Annotated in this window: 15 protein-coding genes and 1 riboswitch; of the genes, 5 read left to right on the forward strand and 10 right to left on the reverse strand. The window is 70.7% G+C overall.

Annotated features, from left to right (window positions below):
* Positions 1–55 precede the first annotated feature (55 nt).
* Both ACIA6A_RS10365 and ACIA6A_RS10370 read left to right on the forward strand, forming a co-directional pair.
* A complete protein-coding gene (locus tag ACIA6A_RS10365) occupies positions 56–622 on the forward strand; it encodes a DUF4365 domain-containing protein (RefSeq protein ID WP_396097206.1) in 567 nt (188 codons plus the stop codon).
* Complete coding sequence (locus tag ACIA6A_RS10370; protein WP_396097207.1) at positions 619–1,773, forward strand: hypothetical protein; 1,155 nt, start codon at positions 619–621, stop codon at positions 1,771–1,773. The genes ACIA6A_RS10365 and ACIA6A_RS10370 overlap by 4 nt, the downstream gene beginning before the upstream one ends.
* A gap of 78 nt (positions 1,774–1,851) precedes the next feature.
* On the opposite strand, the gene ACIA6A_RS10375 is transcribed toward ACIA6A_RS10370, so the two are convergent.
* Positions 1,852–2,751: an ABC transporter permease gene (locus tag ACIA6A_RS10375; protein WP_396097208.1), complete on the reverse strand. Its 900-nt coding sequence runs from the start codon at positions 2,749–2,751 to the stop codon at positions 1,852–1,854.
* On the reverse strand, positions 2,748–5,492 hold the full coding sequence (locus tag ACIA6A_RS10380; RefSeq protein WP_396097209.1) for an alpha/beta fold hydrolase: 2,745 nt from the start codon (positions 5,490–5,492) through the stop codon (positions 2,748–2,750). Before ACIA6A_RS10380 ends, ACIA6A_RS10375 begins: the two co-directional genes overlap by 4 nt.
* Positions 5,493–5,630: 138 nt before the next feature.
* On the opposite strand from ACIA6A_RS10380, the gene ACIA6A_RS10385 reads away from it, so the two are divergent.
* Complete coding sequence (locus ACIA6A_RS10385; protein WP_396097210.1) at positions 5,631–7,817, forward strand: AAA family ATPase; 2,187 nt, start codon at positions 5,631–5,633, stop codon at positions 7,815–7,817.
* Here ACIA6A_RS10385 and ACIA6A_RS10390 read toward each other — a convergent pair.
* The 6 genes from ACIA6A_RS10390 to ACIA6A_RS10415 form a co-directional block, all read right to left on the reverse strand.
* Positions 7,814–8,095: a DUF3263 domain-containing protein gene (locus ACIA6A_RS10390; RefSeq protein ID WP_396097211.1), complete on the reverse strand. Its 282-nt coding sequence runs from the start codon at positions 8,093–8,095 to the stop codon at positions 7,814–7,816. The genes ACIA6A_RS10385 and ACIA6A_RS10390 overlap by 4 nt on opposite strands.
* 94 nt (positions 8,096–8,189) lie before the next feature.
* Positions 8,190–9,182, reverse strand: a complete 993-nt coding sequence (locus tag ACIA6A_RS10395) for an ABC transporter permease subunit (protein ID WP_396097212.1) — start codon at positions 9,180–9,182, stop codon at positions 8,190–8,192.
* A complete protein-coding gene (locus ACIA6A_RS10400) occupies positions 9,179–10,177 on the reverse strand; it encodes an ATP-binding cassette domain-containing protein (protein ID WP_396097213.1) in 999 nt (332 codons plus the stop codon). Before ACIA6A_RS10400 ends, ACIA6A_RS10395 begins: the two co-directional genes overlap by 4 nt.
* A gap of 117 nt (positions 10,178–10,294) precedes the next feature.
* Positions 10,295–11,962: a carbohydrate-binding domain-containing protein gene (locus ACIA6A_RS10405; protein WP_396097214.1), complete on the reverse strand. Its 1,668-nt coding sequence runs from the start codon at positions 11,960–11,962 to the stop codon at positions 10,295–10,297.
* Positions 11,963–11,972: 10 nt separating this feature from the next.
* The gene (locus ACIA6A_RS10410; RefSeq protein ID WP_396097215.1) at positions 11,973–12,716 is read right to left on the reverse strand and encodes a polyphosphate polymerase domain-containing protein; all 744 of its coding nucleotides are present in this window, start codon (positions 12,714–12,716) and stop codon (positions 11,973–11,975) included.
* Positions 12,713–13,243, reverse strand: a complete 531-nt coding sequence (locus ACIA6A_RS10415) for a DUF4956 domain-containing protein (protein WP_396097217.1) — start codon at positions 13,241–13,243, stop codon at positions 12,713–12,715. Before ACIA6A_RS10415 ends, ACIA6A_RS10410 begins: the two co-directional genes overlap by 4 nt.
* Before the next feature lie 239 nt (positions 13,244–13,482).
* Positions 13,483–13,591, forward strand: a riboswitch (SAM riboswitch).
* Between the two features lie 10 nt (positions 13,592–13,601).
* Between ACIA6A_RS10415 and thrC the strand changes: the two genes are divergently transcribed.
* Positions 13,602–14,882: a threonine synthase gene (gene thrC, locus ACIA6A_RS10420; protein ID WP_396097219.1), complete on the forward strand. Its 1,281-nt coding sequence runs from the start codon at positions 13,602–13,604 to the stop codon at positions 14,880–14,882.
* Between the two features lie 240 nt (positions 14,883–15,122).
* Positions 15,123–16,091 (forward strand): GNAT family N-acetyltransferase, encoded by a 969-nt coding sequence (locus ACIA6A_RS10425; RefSeq protein ID WP_396097220.1) that lies wholly within the window; start codon positions 15,123–15,125, stop codon positions 16,089–16,091.
* Positions 16,092–16,185: 94 nt separating this feature from the next.
* Here ACIA6A_RS10425 and ACIA6A_RS10430 read toward each other — a convergent pair whose 3' ends face one another.
* Both ACIA6A_RS10430 and ACIA6A_RS10435 read right to left on the reverse strand, forming a co-directional pair.
* The gene (locus ACIA6A_RS10430) at positions 16,186–16,623 is read right to left on the reverse strand and encodes a hypothetical protein (protein WP_396097221.1); all 438 of its coding nucleotides are present in this window, start codon (positions 16,621–16,623) and stop codon (positions 16,186–16,188) included.
* Between the two features lie 53 nt (positions 16,624–16,676).
* Positions 16,677–17,195, reverse strand: coding sequence for a GNAT family N-acetyltransferase (locus ACIA6A_RS10435; protein WP_396097222.1), 519 nt, complete (start codon positions 17,193–17,195; stop codon positions 16,677–16,679).
* Between the last annotated feature and the right edge of the window lie 71 nt (positions 17,196–17,266).

Below are 17,266 nucleotides of genomic sequence, written 5' to 3' on the forward strand. Positions count from 1 at the left end.
CGCGGGGTGGACGATGCCGTGAAGGCATGGCATGCTTGACCTATGCCTAGACGTCATGGCGCAAGCTCACGTCGGCAGCGAACTCTGGTCGGTGGGGAAGGCGGCTCGAGCTTTGAACGCGAACGTGCACCAGGGTCTGCACGGTGAGGGATTCATCTATGCGCTTGCCAGCGCAGCCGGTCTGACGGCGAGCCGGCCGAATCTCGATCTGGACGGCGTCGACTGGCAGATCTCCGCCTCCGGCCCGACCGGGACCTACCGGTCACCCAGGCTGGACTGCCAGGTCAAGTCCAAATCCCAGCCTGATCTGAGAGGGGGTAAGTATCGTGTTCGGTTGGCTCTGGAGAGCTACAACAAGATCGCCGGACCAGGTTTTCAGGTTCCGCGCTTCCTCTTTGTCGTGGTGGTGCCACCGATGGCCTCCGGTTATGCGGAGTGCGGGCATGATTCGATGAGGTTGGGAACGGCAGGTTATTGGCTCTCGATGGCTGATTTTCCACCGGTGTCCGGCGATGCGGGAGGCGTCGGCAGCATTGTGCTCGAGGTGCCGACAATGAATCTGTTGACGCCCACGACACTGCGTGCGCTGTTGATCGGTGATTTCGAAGGGGCGTCGGCATGATCCATGCTCAGGTCACGGACCGTGATGCTGCCGCTGCTCGATCACCGATCGAGGTCGCGATGTACCTTCGCTCGCGCGGCTGGGTGACCCGGGAGCGGGACGCGGTCTGCGTGCAGTGGACGAAAGACGTCGATGGCGAAGAGTACGAGGTGGTCCAGCCCATCGACTCCGGGCTCCGGGATTACAGCCCGCGCATTCTGGATGTGCTGCGCACCCTCGGGATCGTCGAGCAGCGCTCGCAGTTGGACGTGCTCCGGGACATCTCTCATGTCTCGATGGACATTCACAGTATTCGTGCTTTCCCGGCCGACAGCCCGCCCGGCATGATCGGGCTGGACGACGGCGTGCAGGCATTCGAGAGCCTGCGGAATGTGATCGTCGCCGCCGCCTGCTCGGTGAGTGCGAGCCAACCGCAAGCTGTGCAACCTGCGCGTAAGCCGGCAGAGGTCTTGAGGTTTCTCCGGGATGTCCGGATCGGCCCGAGCGCGGAGGGCAGCTTCATCGTGACCGCGCACACGCTCATCCCGCCGCGGCTGAGCTCGGACGGGGGTGCGCTCGAGCCTTCCGAACCGTTCGAGCGCAGGGTTTCCTTGCGGGTGTACGACGCTGTGCGGGCCGCTTACAACGCCGCGAACGAAGCGCTGGACAGCGTTGACGGGCTGGACGCTTTCACCACTTCGGTTCGGCGGGGTGTCAGCGCGAATCTCTGTGAAGCGCTGGTGGGGCTCGGCGGGGAAGCCGGGCATCCGTTCGAGCTCGAACTGTCGCTGGCCGCGTCCAGGCCGCTGCTCCAGCGAAAGATCGCACCTGTCCGATTCCGCCACGACCACCTGCCGGTGCTCCAAGCCGCCGCGCAGGAGCTGCGGGAACGCGTCGCGGAGGAAGGCGTGGTGGTGACCGGAAGTGTCGTGCGTCTGCACCGCGAGGGCTCGGGTTCGGGCGAGATCAGTATCGCCGGAACGGTGGATGGGGACGACCGCCTGCGACGGGTGTGGATGAACCTTTCCGCGGACTACTACCTGCAGGCGACCCGCGCCCATGAGCAGATGGTCAACGTCTCCGTACGTGGTGATCTGGTCCGGCGTGGCACCCGGATCTTCCTCAGGAACCCCGCCGGATTCCGGATCGTGCCGGATGGCGACGGCGACTAGGGTGCCCGGCCGCTGTGGAGGAAGGCCAGGGCAGCCACGATCTGACCCGACTCACCGTCACCGGGCCGATCATCTGAGTTACGACGTGATGTCCTTGCGGGTGAAGCGGTAGAAGGCCAGCGACCAGAACAGCGTCGCGTAACAGACCGCTGAGATCGCACCCTTGACCACGTCGTCGGTCTGCATGGGGCTGGAGAGCAGGCCCAGCCACGCGTCGCTGTAGTGGGTGGGGAGGAAGTTGCGGATCGAACCCAGGGCCTCGATCTGGTCGAGGATGCTGGACAGGATCCAGAGCAGCACCGCCCCGCCCACCGCGCCGAGGGCCGCGTCGGTCGCGACCGAGAGCAGGAAGGCCAGGCCGGCCACGCCGAGCATGACCACCGCGAGGTAGCCGACGATGCCGAGCAGCCGGAGCACGCCATCGCCGGCCGGGATCTCCGCCGCGACCGTACTGCTGAGCGGGTGCCAGCCGTAGCGCAGCGTGCCCACCAGCAGCGCGGTGCCGACGAGCGTGAGCAGGGCGACCAGCGAGTAGCCCAGCGCCACGATCAGCTTGACCGCGAGCAGGCGGGCGCGGGGCACCGGGATCGCCAGCAGGTATCGCAGGCTGCCCCAGCTGGCCTCCGAGGCGACGGTGTCGCCGCAGAACAGGGCGACGACCACCACCAGCAGGAAACTGGCCGAGACCAGGATGGTGAAGAGGGCGAAGTTGAGGCCGCCGGAGGTCGCCAGGTCGTTCAGGGACGAGAACGCGTTGCCCCGGTCGGGTCCGTCGTCGTCGCCGAACTCGAACGCGATCAGGATGATCAACGGCAGCAGGACCATGAAACCCAGGGCCAGTTGGGTACGCCGGCGCGACGCCTGCCGCCGGATCTCCGCCCGGATCGGCAACGTCGCCGTCGGCTTGTAGCCCTCGGCTGCCATGACGCTGCCTTCAGTCCGGCCAGGGGCGGTGGCCGGGGTGGTTGGACGGGTCATCGGTCTCCACTTCCTCGCGAGTTGTCGCCGACCAGGGCGAGGAATGCGTCTTCGAGGCGGCGGCGGGGCATGACCCGGTCCACACCGACGCCGGCCCGGACCAGGGAGGCCACCATCTCCTCACGGGGTGTGCCGTTCATGTCCACGATCAGGTCGGACGGGCCGTCCTGGCGCACTTCCTTGACGTTCAGCGTGGCCAGCACCGTCGTGGCGGCCGCGACGTCGTCGACGCTGAGCTGCACCGACGGGGAGTCGCCGACGATGTCGTCGACCGGGCCGGACGCGACGATCCGGCCCTTGTTGACCACCACCGCGTGCGTGCAGGTCTGTTCCACCTCGGCGAGCAGGTGGCTGGAGACGAGGACCGCGCGGCCGTCGGTGGCGTAACGGCGCAGCACCCGGCGCATCTCGGCGATCTGCGGCGGGTCGAGGCCGTCCGTGGGTTCGTCGAGCACCAGCAGCTCCGGCAGGCCGAGCATGGCCTGGGCGATGGCCAGCCGCTGGCGCATGCCGTGGCTGTAGTTCTTGGTGCGGCGGTGCACGGACGCGCCCAGCCCGGCGATCTCGAGCGCCTCGTCGAAGCGGGCGTCGGCGAGTGGGCGCCCGGTCGCCTGCCAGTACGCCGTCAGGTTCTCGTAGCCGCTGAGATGCGGCAGGAAGCCGGGGCCCTCGACGAGCGCGCCGACCCGGGACAGGATCGGTGCGCCGGGCACCAGCGGCTGGCCGAACACCAGCGCGTCGCCGGAGGTCGGCATGGTCAGGCCCATGAGCACCCGCAACGTGGTGGTCTTGCCCGCGCCGTTGGGGCCGAGCAGGCCGACGACCTGGCCGCGCTCGACCTGGAACGCGACCTTCTCCACCGCCACGAAGCCGTCGTCGTACGCCTTGCGCAGGTCGCGGACCACGAGCGGGGTGTCGGCGAACTCCGGGACCGGTGCGGGGGCCCGGCGGCGGGTGATCAGCACTGTCGCCAGCACGCCGGCGACGATCAGGACCAGCACGCCGAGCAGGACCCAGCGCCACAGCACCTGCGGGTTGGCGATGGGCGTGCCCACCACGGTCGGCAGCGACACCGCGGGTTCCACCGCGACGGTGTAGACGGCGGGGTCGGCCGGGGTGAGGAACGCCTGGTCGGAGGTGGCCACGACGACGCGTACGGTATGGCCCTGGTCGATCCGGCGGACGATGGCCGGCAGCGTGACGGTGACCGGCTGGGCCGTGGTGATGTCGGCCGGCAGGCCGGTGAGCCGGACCGGCGCGATCAGGCCGCCGCTGAGCGTCTCGGTGCCGTTCGGGTCGACGTCGTAGAGCTTCACGAAGACGGTGGCCGCGCCGGTCGGTGACGCCACCCGCAGCTGCACGCTGGGCGCACCCACGACCTCGATCGCGCTGGTCACCGGCGCGGACTCGAACGTGGCGTGCTGGCCGCCGACGTCGCCGGCGACGCTGCCGAGCAGCGAGCTGAGCTGTCCGCCGACGCCGGGCAGCGAGGAGAGCGCGCCGGGGTTGCCGTTGGGCGGCACGGCGATCCGCTGCGCGTCGCCGGTGACGGAGACCTCGGTACGACCGGTCCCGCCCAGGCCGGGGTACGTCGGATCGGAGTACCCGTTGGTGACCAGCCCCCGGTCCAGGGCGCTGAACCCGGCGACCCGGGAGTAGGTGAAGCTGTTCTCCGGGGCGGATCCCTCGCCCTTCACGTAGTGGTCGAGCCACTGGGCGGTGAGCGCCTTGGCCCGGTCCTCATCGGTCTGCGGCCCGGCACCGCCGTCGTGCCCGCCGGTGAACCAGGCGACCCGCACGGGCGTGCCGGTGGCGGCGATGCCCCGCGCGTTGGCGTCCGCCTCGGACAGCGGGAACAGCGTGTCGACCGCGCCCTGGATGAGCAGCGACGGTGCCTTGATCTTGTCGAGCACGGTGGCCGGGCTGGACTTGCGCAGCAGCGCGGTGGTGGCCGCGTCCGGTGTCCCGTTGGTCGCCATCTTGAGATACGCGGCGCAGACGTCGGCCGCGAACCGGCCGCAGGCGGGGTCGGCTACCGGCTGACCGGTGGGCTGGTCGGTAGCGGAACCGGAGCCGAAGAACAGGCCGGCCCAGCTCTTCTTGAACACGCCGGCCGGGGCCGCGCTGTCCGCCGCGGCCTGCGGGAAGAACGAACGTTCCAGGTCGTTCCAGGTGATCTGCGGGACGATCGCGTCGACCCGGGGGTCCTGCCCGGCGAGCAGCAGCGACAGCGCGCCGCCGTAGGAGCCGCCGACCACGCCGACCCGGGGGTCCCCGGTGGCGTCGGTGCGCACCTCGGGCCGGGCGGCCAGCCAGTCGAGCAGCCGCTGGGCGTCCTTGACCTCGTAGTCCGGGCTGTCCAGATGGATCTCGCCGCCGCTGCGCCCGAAACCGCGCGCGGTCCAGGTCAGCACCGCGTAACCGCGGTCCGCGAGGGCCTCGGCGTCGTCGCTGACGGAGTCCTTCGTGCCCCCGAAGCCGTGCGCGAGCAGCACCGCCGGGACCTTGCCGTCGGTGTCCCGGGGCAGGTAGAAGCGGGTGTCGAGGGAGACCGGCTCGGTGCCGGACGGCCCGGAGTTCACCGTGATCATCTCGTCGGTGGCGTTCCAGGAGTGCCGTTCGGGCAGCGCGGCCCAGGTCACCAGCGCGGCCACGAGCACGAGAACCACGCCACCGGCCACGGCTCTGCGCCGCGAGACGCGGGGCAGGGCTCGGCGCAGCCGGGTCGTCAGGGCAGACATGCCGATCACGCTATCGGCGTGCCCCTGAGCGCGAGCTGTGAACGTGCCTCAACAACCCGCAGGTTCATCCGGCCGCCGTTCGTACCGCGGGGATACCGTGTCAACCAGCCGCACGTCACCACCCACGGAAGGCTTCCCGTGCCCGAAGACCTCACCCTGACCGTGCACGAACGACCCGGCCAGCTCCCGCGGCGGGGCATCGTGCGGCTGCATCCGGAGGTGATGGCCGCGCTGGCGATCAACCCCGGCGACCCGCTGCGGCTCACCGGGCGGCGCACCTCGGCGGCGGTCGCGGCCCGGGCCGAGGCGGGGGCGAGCCGCGCGGCCCTGTACGCCGACGACCTGACCATCGGCAACCTGCAGCTGCGCGACGGCGACGAGGTGACCGTGCGGCCGGTGCCGGTCGTGGCAGCCCGGCGGGTCACGCTGGCCGGGCCGCCGGAGATCACCGCGGTGGTGACCAGCGAGATGCTGCGGCTGGCGCTGCTCGGCAAGGTGGTCACCGCCGGGGACGACGTGTCGCTGCTGCCGCAGGACGTGCCCCAGCACCGCGCGCTGGTCGAGGGCGCCAAGCGGAGTCTGTCCAACCGGGTCGGCTACCTGTGGACGAGTCAGTTGCTGCAGGTGGTCGACGTGGCCGAGCAGGACGCCGCGCTGGTGACGATGGACACCGTGGTCGGCTGGCAGGGTCAGGAGCCCTATTCGGCACGCACCGAGCCCGCGCCCGTGGCGGCCCAGGAACCGGCCTCGACCGACCCGGCCACGCCCCCGCCGAGCCTGGACGACCTGCCCGGGCTGCGGGCCCAGGCGCAGGAGCTCACCGAGTTGCTGGACCTCGGCTTCCACCACGGTGAGGTGCTCAGCCGGCTCGGCACCACGGTCTCGCTGGGCGTGCTGGTCACCGGTCCGGCCGGTTCGGGCAAGTCGGCCCTGGTCCGCGCGGTCGGCGCGGGCGTGGGCGCCGAGGTGCGCGCGGTGTGGGCACCGGAGCTGGCCGCGTTGACGAACGACTCCGCCGCGACCCGGCTGCGGGACCTGGCCCGGGACGTCAAGAACACCGCACGGGGCCTGCTACTGATCAGCGACGTGGAGGCGCTCGCGCCCCGTGCCGACCCGGGACCGCTCGCTACCGTGTTCCGGCAGGTCCTGACCGACCTGGTGGGTTCCGGCGCGGCCGTGGTGTGCACGACCAGCCGCCCCGAGTCGGTGGACCCGACGTTGCGGGCTCCGGACCTGCTGGCCGTACAACTCGCGGTGCCGTTGCCCGATGCCGCGATGCGCCGCGAGCAGCTGCGGGTGCTGACCCGGGGGATGCCGCTGGCCGAGGACGTGCGGCTGGACGACGTGGCCGGGCGGACCCCGGGCTTTGTGGCCGCCGACCTGGGTGCGCTGGCCCGGGAGGCCGGGGTGCACGCGGCGCTGCGGCAGAAGGACGCCGAGTCGCCGACCGTCACGATGGACGATTTCGAGGCCGCGCTGGACGTGGTCCGGCCCACCTCGATGGCCGAGTCCACGCTGGAGGTCGCCCAGGTCACGCTCGACGACGTCGGCGACATGGCCGAGGTCAAGGAGGTGCTGACCGAGTCGGTGCTGTGGCCGCTGACCTATCCGGACACGTTCGCCCGCCTCGGCGTGCAGCCACCGCGCGGCGTGCTCCTCTACGGCCCGCCCGGGTGTGGCAAGACCTTCCTGGTCAAAGCCATCGCGGGTACGGGAAAGGCGAACGTGTTGTCGGTCAAGGGTGCCGAGTTGCTGAGCAAATGGGTCGGTGACAGCGAGCGGGCCGTCCGGGAGCTGTTCCGCCGCGCCCGGGAGGCCGCCCCGACCCTGGTCTTCCTCGACGAGGTGGACGCCCTGGCGCCGACCCGGGGCCAGTCCACCGACGGCGGCACGACCGACCGGGTGGTGGCGGCGCTGCTCACCGAGCTGGACGGCGTCGAGGCGCTGCGCAACGTGGTGGTGATCGGCGCGACCAACCGCCCGGACCTGATCGACCCGGCGCTGCTGCGCCCGGGCCGGCTGGAGCGCCTGGTGTTCGTGCCGCCACCGGACGCCGAGGCCCGCGCGGCGATCCTGCGGGCGTCGGCCAAGACGGTGCCGCTGGACGAGGCGGTGGACCTGGACGCGCTCGCCATCGACCTGGAGGGTTTCTCGGCCGCGGACTGCGCGGCCCTGATCAGAGAAGCGGCGCTGTCGGCGATGCGGGAGTCGCTCGACGCGACGACCGTGACGGCGGACAACGTGGCGACCGCGCGCAAGCGGGTGCGGGCGTCACTCGATCCCGGCCAGGTGGCGGCGCTGGCCGCGTACGCGTCGACGCATTAACGACGGCGGGTGCGGGCCCGGGTCGATCGCAGGCGGCGCAGCCGGCCGATCAGCACCGGGTCGTGCTCCAGCGCGGCCGGGTTGTCGAGCAGTCCGTTCAGCAACTGGTAGTAGCGGGTCGACGACAGCTCGAAGGCGTCCCGGATCGCCTGCTCCTTGGCGCCCGCGTGTTTCCACCACTTCTGCTCGAACGCGAGGATCTGCTGTTCACGGTCGGAGAGCGCCGGGGCCGGGGCCGGTTCCTCGCCGTCGCGAGGTGCGGGGATGTCGGGTTGCATGCGGGTTCCTCAGCGGCGGCCGAACACGAAAGGGGGACCGCCGTAATACTCGCAGCCGACGGTCCCCCACGCGCGCCTTCCAGGCAATGTCGCCTTATGTGATGTCGCGCTTACGCATGGTCCACATAGCGGTGCCCACCACGGCGACCAGCAGGAACGCCATGATGCCGCCGGCGGCCGGCCAGTGCAGGGTCAGCGTGTCCGACTCGCACCCGGTCGGCGTGGGCACGCAGCTGTTGTAGTCCTCGAGCTTGATCTCCTTGTCCATCCAGGCGCTGAGCCACGCCGGGATGAGGTATGCCTCGACGAACTTCACCTCCGCGATCGCCAGGATGGTGCCCAGGCCGAACTGGAACACGACCAGGACGCCGATGATGACGCCCATCGCCACCGCGGTGTGCCGGCCGATCGAGGCGAGCCCGAACCCGATCGCACCGGCGACCAGCACCACGACCAGCCCGCGCAGCTCCATCAGCGCGAACGACTGCCAGGTGCCCGACGTCATCCCGTCGAGCGTGCCGCGCAGGTTCGCGACCAGCGCCAGCAGGCCGGTGTAGACGATCGACAACACCACCGTGGCCGCGGTCAGCGCGACGAGCAGCGCGCCCAGCTTGGTGCCCAGCACCTGGAGCCGCCGGGGCCGCCAGAGCAGCAGGTTCATCATGCCGCCGCTGTGCCATTCGGCCCCGACGAACGTCGCCCCGATCACGAACGCGGCGACCGCCAGGATCGCCGCCAGCGCGGTGACCAGCAGCGGGAACTGCTCCTCGAACAGGAACGTGGCCGGCATGTACCACTCGGCCTGGAAGTCCTCGGGCTGCGGTTCGTACCAGTTCGCGCACTCCACGTCGGGGTTCGGCGAGTTGGCCAGGCAGAGCTTCTTCTGCTCGGCGGAGTCCTTGATCGCCTGCTGGTACGCCTGGTCGGCCTCGACCTGGGCGCCCGCCATCCGCTCGGGGGTGAGCTTGTTGTTCGTGAAGAACATGCCGACCACGATCGCGGCCAGCACGAGCACCACGCCGATGGAGAAGAACCGGGTGAAACGGCGCTTGGTGAGCCGCCGGGTCTCCGCTGTGTACAGGCTCATCGTCCCCACCCGCCGCCCTGTGCCGGGGCGGCCGCCGACAGCGCCGACTGGTCCACCTGCCGATTCTCGCCCTGGACCGGCGCGGTGCCGGTCAGCTCCAGGAAGACGCTCTCCAGGTCGACCGACACCGGGCTGAGCTCGCTGACGTAGACGCCGCGGCCGGCCAGCGTCCGGGTGATCGCGCTGGGCTGGGCGATCCCGGTGACCGTGAGGTGGTCCGTCTCGACGACGACCTGACCCCCGATGTCCCGCAACGCGGCGGCCGAGGCGGTCAGGTCGGCGACCGCTTCCAGCCGGACGCGTACGGAAGAAGTGGCGTGCTGGGCCAGGATGTCGCTGACCGACCCGGCGGCGACCCGGCGCCCGGCCGAGATGACCGTGACCGAGTCGCAGATCAGCTGGATCTCGCCGAGGATGTGGCTGGAGAGCAGGACCGTCATGCCCGAGGCGGAGAGGTCCGCCATCAGGGTGCGCATCTCCCGGATGCCGCCCGGGTCGAGGCCGTTCGCCGGCTCGTCCAGGATCAGCAGCTTCGGGTTCTTGAGCAGGGCCGACGCGACCGCGAGCCGCTGCTTCATGCCCAGCGAGTACGTCTTGACCCGGTCCTTGGAACGGTCCCGCAGGCCGACCAGTTCGAGCACCTCGACGACCCGGCGCTTCTCGATGCCACCGGCGTCGGCGAGCAGTGACAGGGTGTCGTGGGCGGAGAAGTTCCCGAAGAACTGCGGGCTCTCCACGATCGCGCCGACCTGCTTGGAGACCTCGGGCAGGGCCCGGGGCACCTCCTGGCCGAGGATCGCCATCCGGCCGCCGTTGGGGCGGATCAGACCGAGCAGCGTACGCAGGGTGGTGGTCTTGCCGGATCCGTTGGGTCCGAGGAAGCCGTCCACCTGCCCGGCCTCGACGACCATGTCGAAGCCGTCGAGGGCCTTACGCACCCCCTTCCGGCTGCGGTAGGTCTTCTGCAGACCCGCTATCTCCAGCACGGCACTCAAGCCGGACCTCCTCATGGGGCGACGATGACGTGCGTCACCCTATGCACCCGGCGCCACCCCGTTCCTGAAGCGCGCCGAACCCCCACAAAGCAGGCATATGAGGGCTCGGCGCTGCGATCAGGCGCGTCCCGAGCCGGCCGTCACCGTGGCGACCAGGGTGCCGGAGAGCGTGCCGCCCGTGTACAGGCCGCCGCCGACCGCGGTGCCCGACACCGAACCGCCGGTGTAGACGCGGTACTGGGTGCCCCGGGTGATCGTGCTCAGGTCGAAGATCACGCCCTTCAGCACCCGGGTCGACCGGAACGACGCCAGCTGGGTGCCGGACGTCGTGGCCAGGTGGAACACCGTGCCGGCGGGCTGGTTGGCGGAGAACGAGTACGCCACCCAGCCCTGCCCGCTGGTCGGCAGCGTGCTGGTCGACGCGGTCACGCCGGTGGCCACGATGGTGCCGCCGGTCATCGTCAGCGCGCCGTTGGAGTCCAGACCGCCCTCGCCACCACCCCGGGTCGGCGAGCCGTTGGCCACCACCGTCCCGCCGGAGATGGCCAGGATGCCGTTGCTGTCCAGGCCGTCGGTGCCGCCGTTGACGGTGACCACGCCGCCGGTCACCTTGATGAACGCGTTGGGGGCGTTCTGCATCTCGGGCACGCCCTCCTCGGCCGCGTTCACGGCGTCGTCGGTCGCGGTGACGGTGATCGTGCCGCCGGCCAGCGTGGTCTGCATGGCTTCCAGTCCCTCGTACGACCTGGTCACCGTGACCGTGCCGGCCGAGACGGTGAGCGCCGTGTCGGCGTGCACCGCGTCGTCACCGCTGGCCGCGGTCAGGGCGCCGCCGTCGATGGTGATCCGCACGTTGGAGTGCACGCCGTCGTCGGAGGAGTTGACGTTGACCGTGCCGTCGCTGAGCACCACGAGCGCACCGCCCTTGACGCCCTTGGCCGAGTTCTCCCCCGGGGTCGTGGTGGCGCCGCCGCCGGTGGTCGCGGACAGGCCGCCGCCCGCGACGATCACGTCGGTGGTCGCGTCGACACCGTCCCCGGCGGCGGTGACCGTACGGGTTCCGGGGCCCAGGTACACGTACCCCTTCGTGGTGTCGGTGTCCTCGTTGGACTTGATCCCGTCGCCACCGGCGGTGACCTGCTGCGTGCCGCCGGTCAGATAGACATAGTCCTGGCCCCGGATCCCGTCGTCGGCGGCGTTGACCGTGAGCGCCCCGGCGTCGATGACCAGGCCGTCCTCGGTGGCGATACCGTCCGCGGCGTTACCCCGTACGGTCAGTGCGCCGTTGCCGGTGAGGGTGAGGTCCGCCTCGCTGAACAGGGCCGCGGTCTGGGTCGACGCGGCGGCGTCGGTGAGGCTGTTGGTGGTGCCGTCGGCCAGCACCACCATGATCTCGTCGGCGGCGGTCACCGCGAGCGGCGCCGCGGTGGCGCTGGTGACGCTCGTGCCGGCCAGGATCAGCCGCACGATGCCGGTGCCGGTGCTGTTCACGACGATCCGCCCGTTGGTGAGCGACCCCGAGAAGCGGTAGGTCCCGGCGGCGGTGACCGTCACCGTGCTGCCGCTGATGGTGACGCCCGGTCCGGTGGAGGTGGCTCCGGTGCCGGTCAGGGTGACCGCGATCTCGGTGGCGGTGCTCCAGGTGTGGTCGGCCGGATCGTCGTGATCCGGGGCGTTGGCCGCCAGGGCTTGAGCCGCGGCGGGGCCGGCCGCCGCATACACCGGTGCCGGGACCGCGATGAGGGTCGCCATCAGAACGGCGACGGGGACGAGGGTCTTGCGCATTCAGCGCTCCTTAAGAGGGGGAGAAATGACGCCGGAGGAGGCGGCGCCACGGTCCTGAGGGGAGGTCGGGGCGCATCGCCGCGAGGCCGGTCGCGTACTTCGAGATCGCGATCGGGCGGTGTCCGTGCGCCCAGAGCAGCCGGTCGGCCTCGGCCGCCACGGTCCGGGTCTTCGTCTCGACCACCACGAGGTCCGGCAGGCTGAGCTGGGTGGCGGTGCCCAGGTCGGACCAGGTCAGGTCGACGTCGATGGTCAGCCGGCTCTGCGAGTCGGGCAGGAACAACGTCGCCCGGTGGTAGTGCGTGGCCACGACCGGTCCCAGCAGTCCCGGTTCCGCCCCGAGCAGGCGGTCGACGAACCAGCGGCCCGGGGTCACGTCGTGATGGTCGTCCGGCGGGTGCGGGAGCCGGTTCTTGGCGGTGCCCCCGCGGCCGGCCTCGGTCTTGACCTCCAGCCAGCAGGTGCCGGAATCCACGTACGTCCTGGTCCGGACCTTGAACCGGCGGCGCCGGCGCAGCGCGGTGAGGCGGTAACTGGTCAGCTCCGGGGTGTCGAAATACACCGAGGCGTAGCGGAACAGTCGCAGGCCGTCGATGTCGAGCGGCCGGGCGTTGCGGGTGAGGGCCGGCAGCAGGGCGTGCAGGTCGGCCCGGCGCAGCACGTACTTGCGGTCCCGGCGGGTCATCAGCTCGGCGCGGTCGGTCAGCTCGGCCAGCCCGATCGGGGCGAGCCGGTCCAGGGTCTCGGCGATCACGCGGGCACGCTCTCTTTCACGAGTACGGGATGGGAGTAGCGCACCTCGACCGTGGTGGTCTCGGTGACCAGGTCGACGCGTTCGACCGTGACCTTGTGCACCCGCCCGCCGAGCACCTGTTCGAGCCGGGCGGTCAGCGCGGTCTCGTCGGTGATGGCCTCGTCGAGCACCACGGTCTGGCGCCGGTAGCTGCGGAAGATCCGGGGGTGGTCGCCGACGTACATCACGCCGATGACCAGGGCCATCAGCACCGGCGGGACCCAGATGACGTCGCCGCCGAGCGGTCCGAGGATGCCCAGGGCCAGGGCGGAGAAGTAGTACGCGACCTCGTGCTGGTCGAGCTCGGTCGAGCGCAGCCGGATGATCGAGAGCACGCCGAACAGGCCGAGGCCGAGCCCGGCGCCGACGGTGCTGGAGGTCAGCGCCCCGGCTACGGCGAGCACGCCGACGTTGACGCCCAGGTACGCGGTCACCAGGTCACGACGCCGGTGCCGGGGGAAGTAGAGGCCGAAGACCAGGACGCTCACGGCGACAAGGTCGATCAGAAACAGCGTGAGCCGGGGCACCGGGACCTCCAGGTGAACAGAGCGCTAACAATCCATGACTGTCTATGGAGGTTAGGGTGTCCCGGCGGATCCGAACCTAAGAATCAGCTGTGAATCCATCGATGTATGTCGATTTAATCAACGAGGGTTCGCTCACACCTCGGGATTGCGTGGGCTTCTACGCCGTACCGCCACGTAAACTGGCCGTCACACAACTGAATACCTCATCCAGAGGGGTAGAGGGACACGGCCCGATGAAACCCCGGCAACCACCACGCTCGTGGCAGGTGCTAATTCCGTCCCGGCGTTCCGAGCCGGGGAAGATGAGAAGGAGCCCGCCATGACGTCGACCGTCGACGCCCCCAGCACCACCACCAGCCCCGCCCGCGCGCTTGTCTGCCGCGGTTGCGGTGCGGAATTCCCGCTCGCCGCGCAGCACGCGTGTTACGAGTGTTTCGGCCCCCTGGAAGTCGCCTACGACCAGGCCGCCCTCGCCGCGGTGACCCGCGAGCAGATCGAAGCCGGCCCGCAGAACATCTGGCGCTACGCCGCGCTGCTGCCCGCCGGTCAGGACCCGGCCACCCGGGTCACCCTCGACCCCGGCATGACCCCGCTGGTCAGCGCCCCGGCCCTGGCCGCCGAGATCGGCCTGCGCGCCCCGCTGTGGGTCAAGGACGACTCCGCCAACCCGACCCACTCGTTCAAGGACCGGGTCGTCTCCGTCGCCCTGACCGCCGCCCGCGAGCTCGGCTTCGCCCGCTTCGCCTGCGCGTCCACCGGCAACCTGGCCAACTCGGTCGCCGCACACGCCGCCCGGGCCGGCGTCCCCTCCATCACGTTCATCCCGAGCGATCTCGAACCCGGCAAAATCATCACCACCGCGGTGTACGGCGGGGAGCTGGTCGCCATCGAGGGCTCGTACGACGACGTCAACCGTCTCTGCGGCGAGCTGGTCGAGACCGACGAGTTCGAGGACACCGCGTTCGTCAACGTCAACGTGCGCCCGTTCTACGCCGAGGGCTCCAAGACGCTGGGCTACGAGGTCGCCGAACAGCTCGGCTGGCGCATCCCGGCCCAGGTCGTCATCCCGATGGCCTCCGGCGAACTGCTCACCAAGGTGGACAAGGCGTTCAGCGAACTCGTCGAGATCGGCCTGGTCGACGCGCCCGAGGGTGGCTGGACGGTCTTCGGCGCCCAGTCGGCCGGCTGCAACCCGATCGCCACCGCGCTGCACCGGGACACCGACACGATCACCCCGGTCAAGCCCACCGGTATCGCCAAGTCGCTCAACATCGGCGACCCGGCGGCCGGCGTGTACGCCATCGAAGCGGTCAAGCGCACCGGCGGCTGGATGGACTACGCCGACGACGACGAGATCCGCGAGGGCATCCGGCTGCTCGCGCGTACCACCGGTGTCTTCGCCGAGACCGCCGGCGGCACCACCGTCGCGGTGCTCAAGAAGCTCGTCGAGAGTGGCAAGCTCGACCCCGAGAAGGAAACCGTCGTCTACAACACCGGCGAAGGCCTCAAGACCATCGACGCGGTCGCCGGTCTGGTCGGCCCGACCCACACGATCAAGCCGTCCCTGAAGGGCGCCCGCGAGGCCGGCCTGCTCGGCTGACTCTGCGTAACCAGCTCTCTGCCCACTGTCGAGAATTCCTACCCGCGAGGTCTTGCGCGGGACCCACGGGATCGGCAGGATGCTCTACGCGGGAGGGCGCGACGCCGTACGAGGCCCCACCTTTGAGCTTGGCGACAATCTCCTAGGGGCCCAACGACCCAGCGCCGGAGGCACTGTGCGCGCGCCCTCTCGACCAAAATTCGCTTACGCCGGCCCCCTTTCCGGGGGACCATACGCCGGGTGGACATCACCCCGCTCAGCCCCACCGACGAAGACGCGGCCTATCTCGTCAACCAGGCCTCCGCCGAGGCGGACACCCCGGACATCCCCTACTGGTCACACGCGGCGTTCCGCGCCCGCATCCATCAGCCCTGGCCGGGACACACGTGCGAGCACTACATCGCCCGAGCCGGCGACGGGCATGTCGCGGGCGTGCTCGAACTGAACTTCCCGACCCTCGACAACCTCACCCTCGGCCACGTCCAGCTGGCGGTGCACCCTTCTCGTAGGCGCCAGGGCCTCGGCCGCGCGCTGTACACACTGGCCACCGAACGCGCCCACGCCCACGGCCGGTCCCACCTGATCGCCCCGACCGTCGACCGCCTCCCGGACGGCCCGGCCTTCGCCACCGCGATGGGTGCCACGGCGGGTCTGGCCGAGACCCGCAGCCGCCTCGACGTGGCCGACTTCGACGCCCTGGGTCTCACCGCTCCGGTAGCGGACGGCTACCGCCTCGCCCACTGGACCGACCACGCGCCCGACGAGCACGTCGACGACCTCGCCTACCTCGACAGCCGGCTCATGACGGACGCGCCCAACGGAGACCTGGCGGTGGAGGCCGAGAAGATCGACGCCACCCGGTTCCGTCAGTCCGAGCAGGCGATAGTGTCCCGCAACCGCACGTCCTTCAACGTCGCGGCGATACACACCGAAACCGGCCGCGCCATCGCGTGGACCCAGCTGACCTGCCCCAACGACATCCGCTGGCAGGCCTGGCAACAGATCACCATCGTCGACCCGGACCACCGCGGCCACGGCCTGGGCCGGACCATCAAGATCAGCAACCTCTCGTACGCCCGCAGCGCCCGCCCCGACCTTCAGGCGATCGACACCTTCAACGCGAGCGCCAACGCCGCGATGCTCCGAGTGAACGATTCCCTCGGCTTCCAGCGCCGCGAAACCTGGACCCAGTGGCAGGCAACCATCTGACCACCCCCGCTGCCTCGCCGGCCGGTGTTCGCTGCGCTGCTGCTGGCCGGTCGCTGCCCGATTCGCGGCTCTCCTGCGCGGCCGGCGCGCCGCCTCACCGGCTGGTCGGCGTGCCTCGCCTTGGGCTTTCGGCTTGCCGCGTGACCCGGCGCAGGGCCGGGCGCAGCGGGGATTCCACGTAGCCGCCGCCGCTCAGCCCGGCATGCCGCTCGAACACGTTGCGACTGCCGTAACAGCCGGTCGTCGCCCACGAGTAACCGCAGGCCACCCAGTAGGCCGGCCAGAAGACCGGCCCGAGCGCGGCATACTGCCCCGCGTGCCGGGCCTCATGCGCGAACAGCCCGGCGCGATCCCCGTGCAACAGCCACTCGGCGCTCCGGCGGGTGATCACCACCGACCCGATGGTGAAACAGTGCGCCGGTGGCACCCGGCGCCGGTAGCCCTCGGCCACCAGGATGCCGTCCCGTCCCCGCCGCACCCGGGCACCGCTGAGCACGGCCACGGCGAGCCCCACCCCGGTCGTACCGTTCACCGCGTTGAGTACCGCCCGCGTCCGTGCCCACCACCCGGTGGCGGCGGGCCGGTTCATGCCCGGCGGCGCATCTGGAGTTCCTTGAGACCGGGCACCGACGGGTGGGGGACCCGGGCGCCGGTGTCCTCGAAGCCGAGCCGTTCGTAGGCCCGGACCGCCCGGTCGTTGCCGACCACGACCTCGAGCACCAGTTCGCTGCGCCCGATCGCCAGCGACCATTCCGCGACCGCGTCCACGAGCGCGCCGAGCACGCCCCGGCCGCGGAAGGCCGGCGTGATGTAGACCGCGAACACCACGGTGGCGCCCGGCCACTCGGGCAGGACGGTGCCGCCCGCGTGGCCCACCAGTCGGCCGCCCGGGTCCGCGACGAACTGGGCGAGCTGGTCGCCTCTGGAGGCCTGCACGATCCGGCGCCGGTAGTCGGCGTGTGGGCGGGCCGCCGCCTGGGCCAGCGTCTCGAGGAAAGCCAGCGGGCTGTCGGCCAGCATCTCGAGGCGCAGGGCACGCATCCGGGCCGCGTCCTCGGGGGTGACCCGGTGCACGGTCATCGGTGGGGCCAGAGTGCTGGTCATGTTTTTTGAATACCCCCTGCGGCGACGTGCGGCAAGCCCGGGCCACGGGGCTCCCGGAGGTGGTGACGTTC

Source organism: Actinoplanes sp. NPDC051494 (assembly GCF_044454705.1).
Taxonomy (GTDB): domain Bacteria; phylum Actinomycetota; class Actinomycetes; order Mycobacteriales; family Micromonosporaceae; genus Actinoplanes.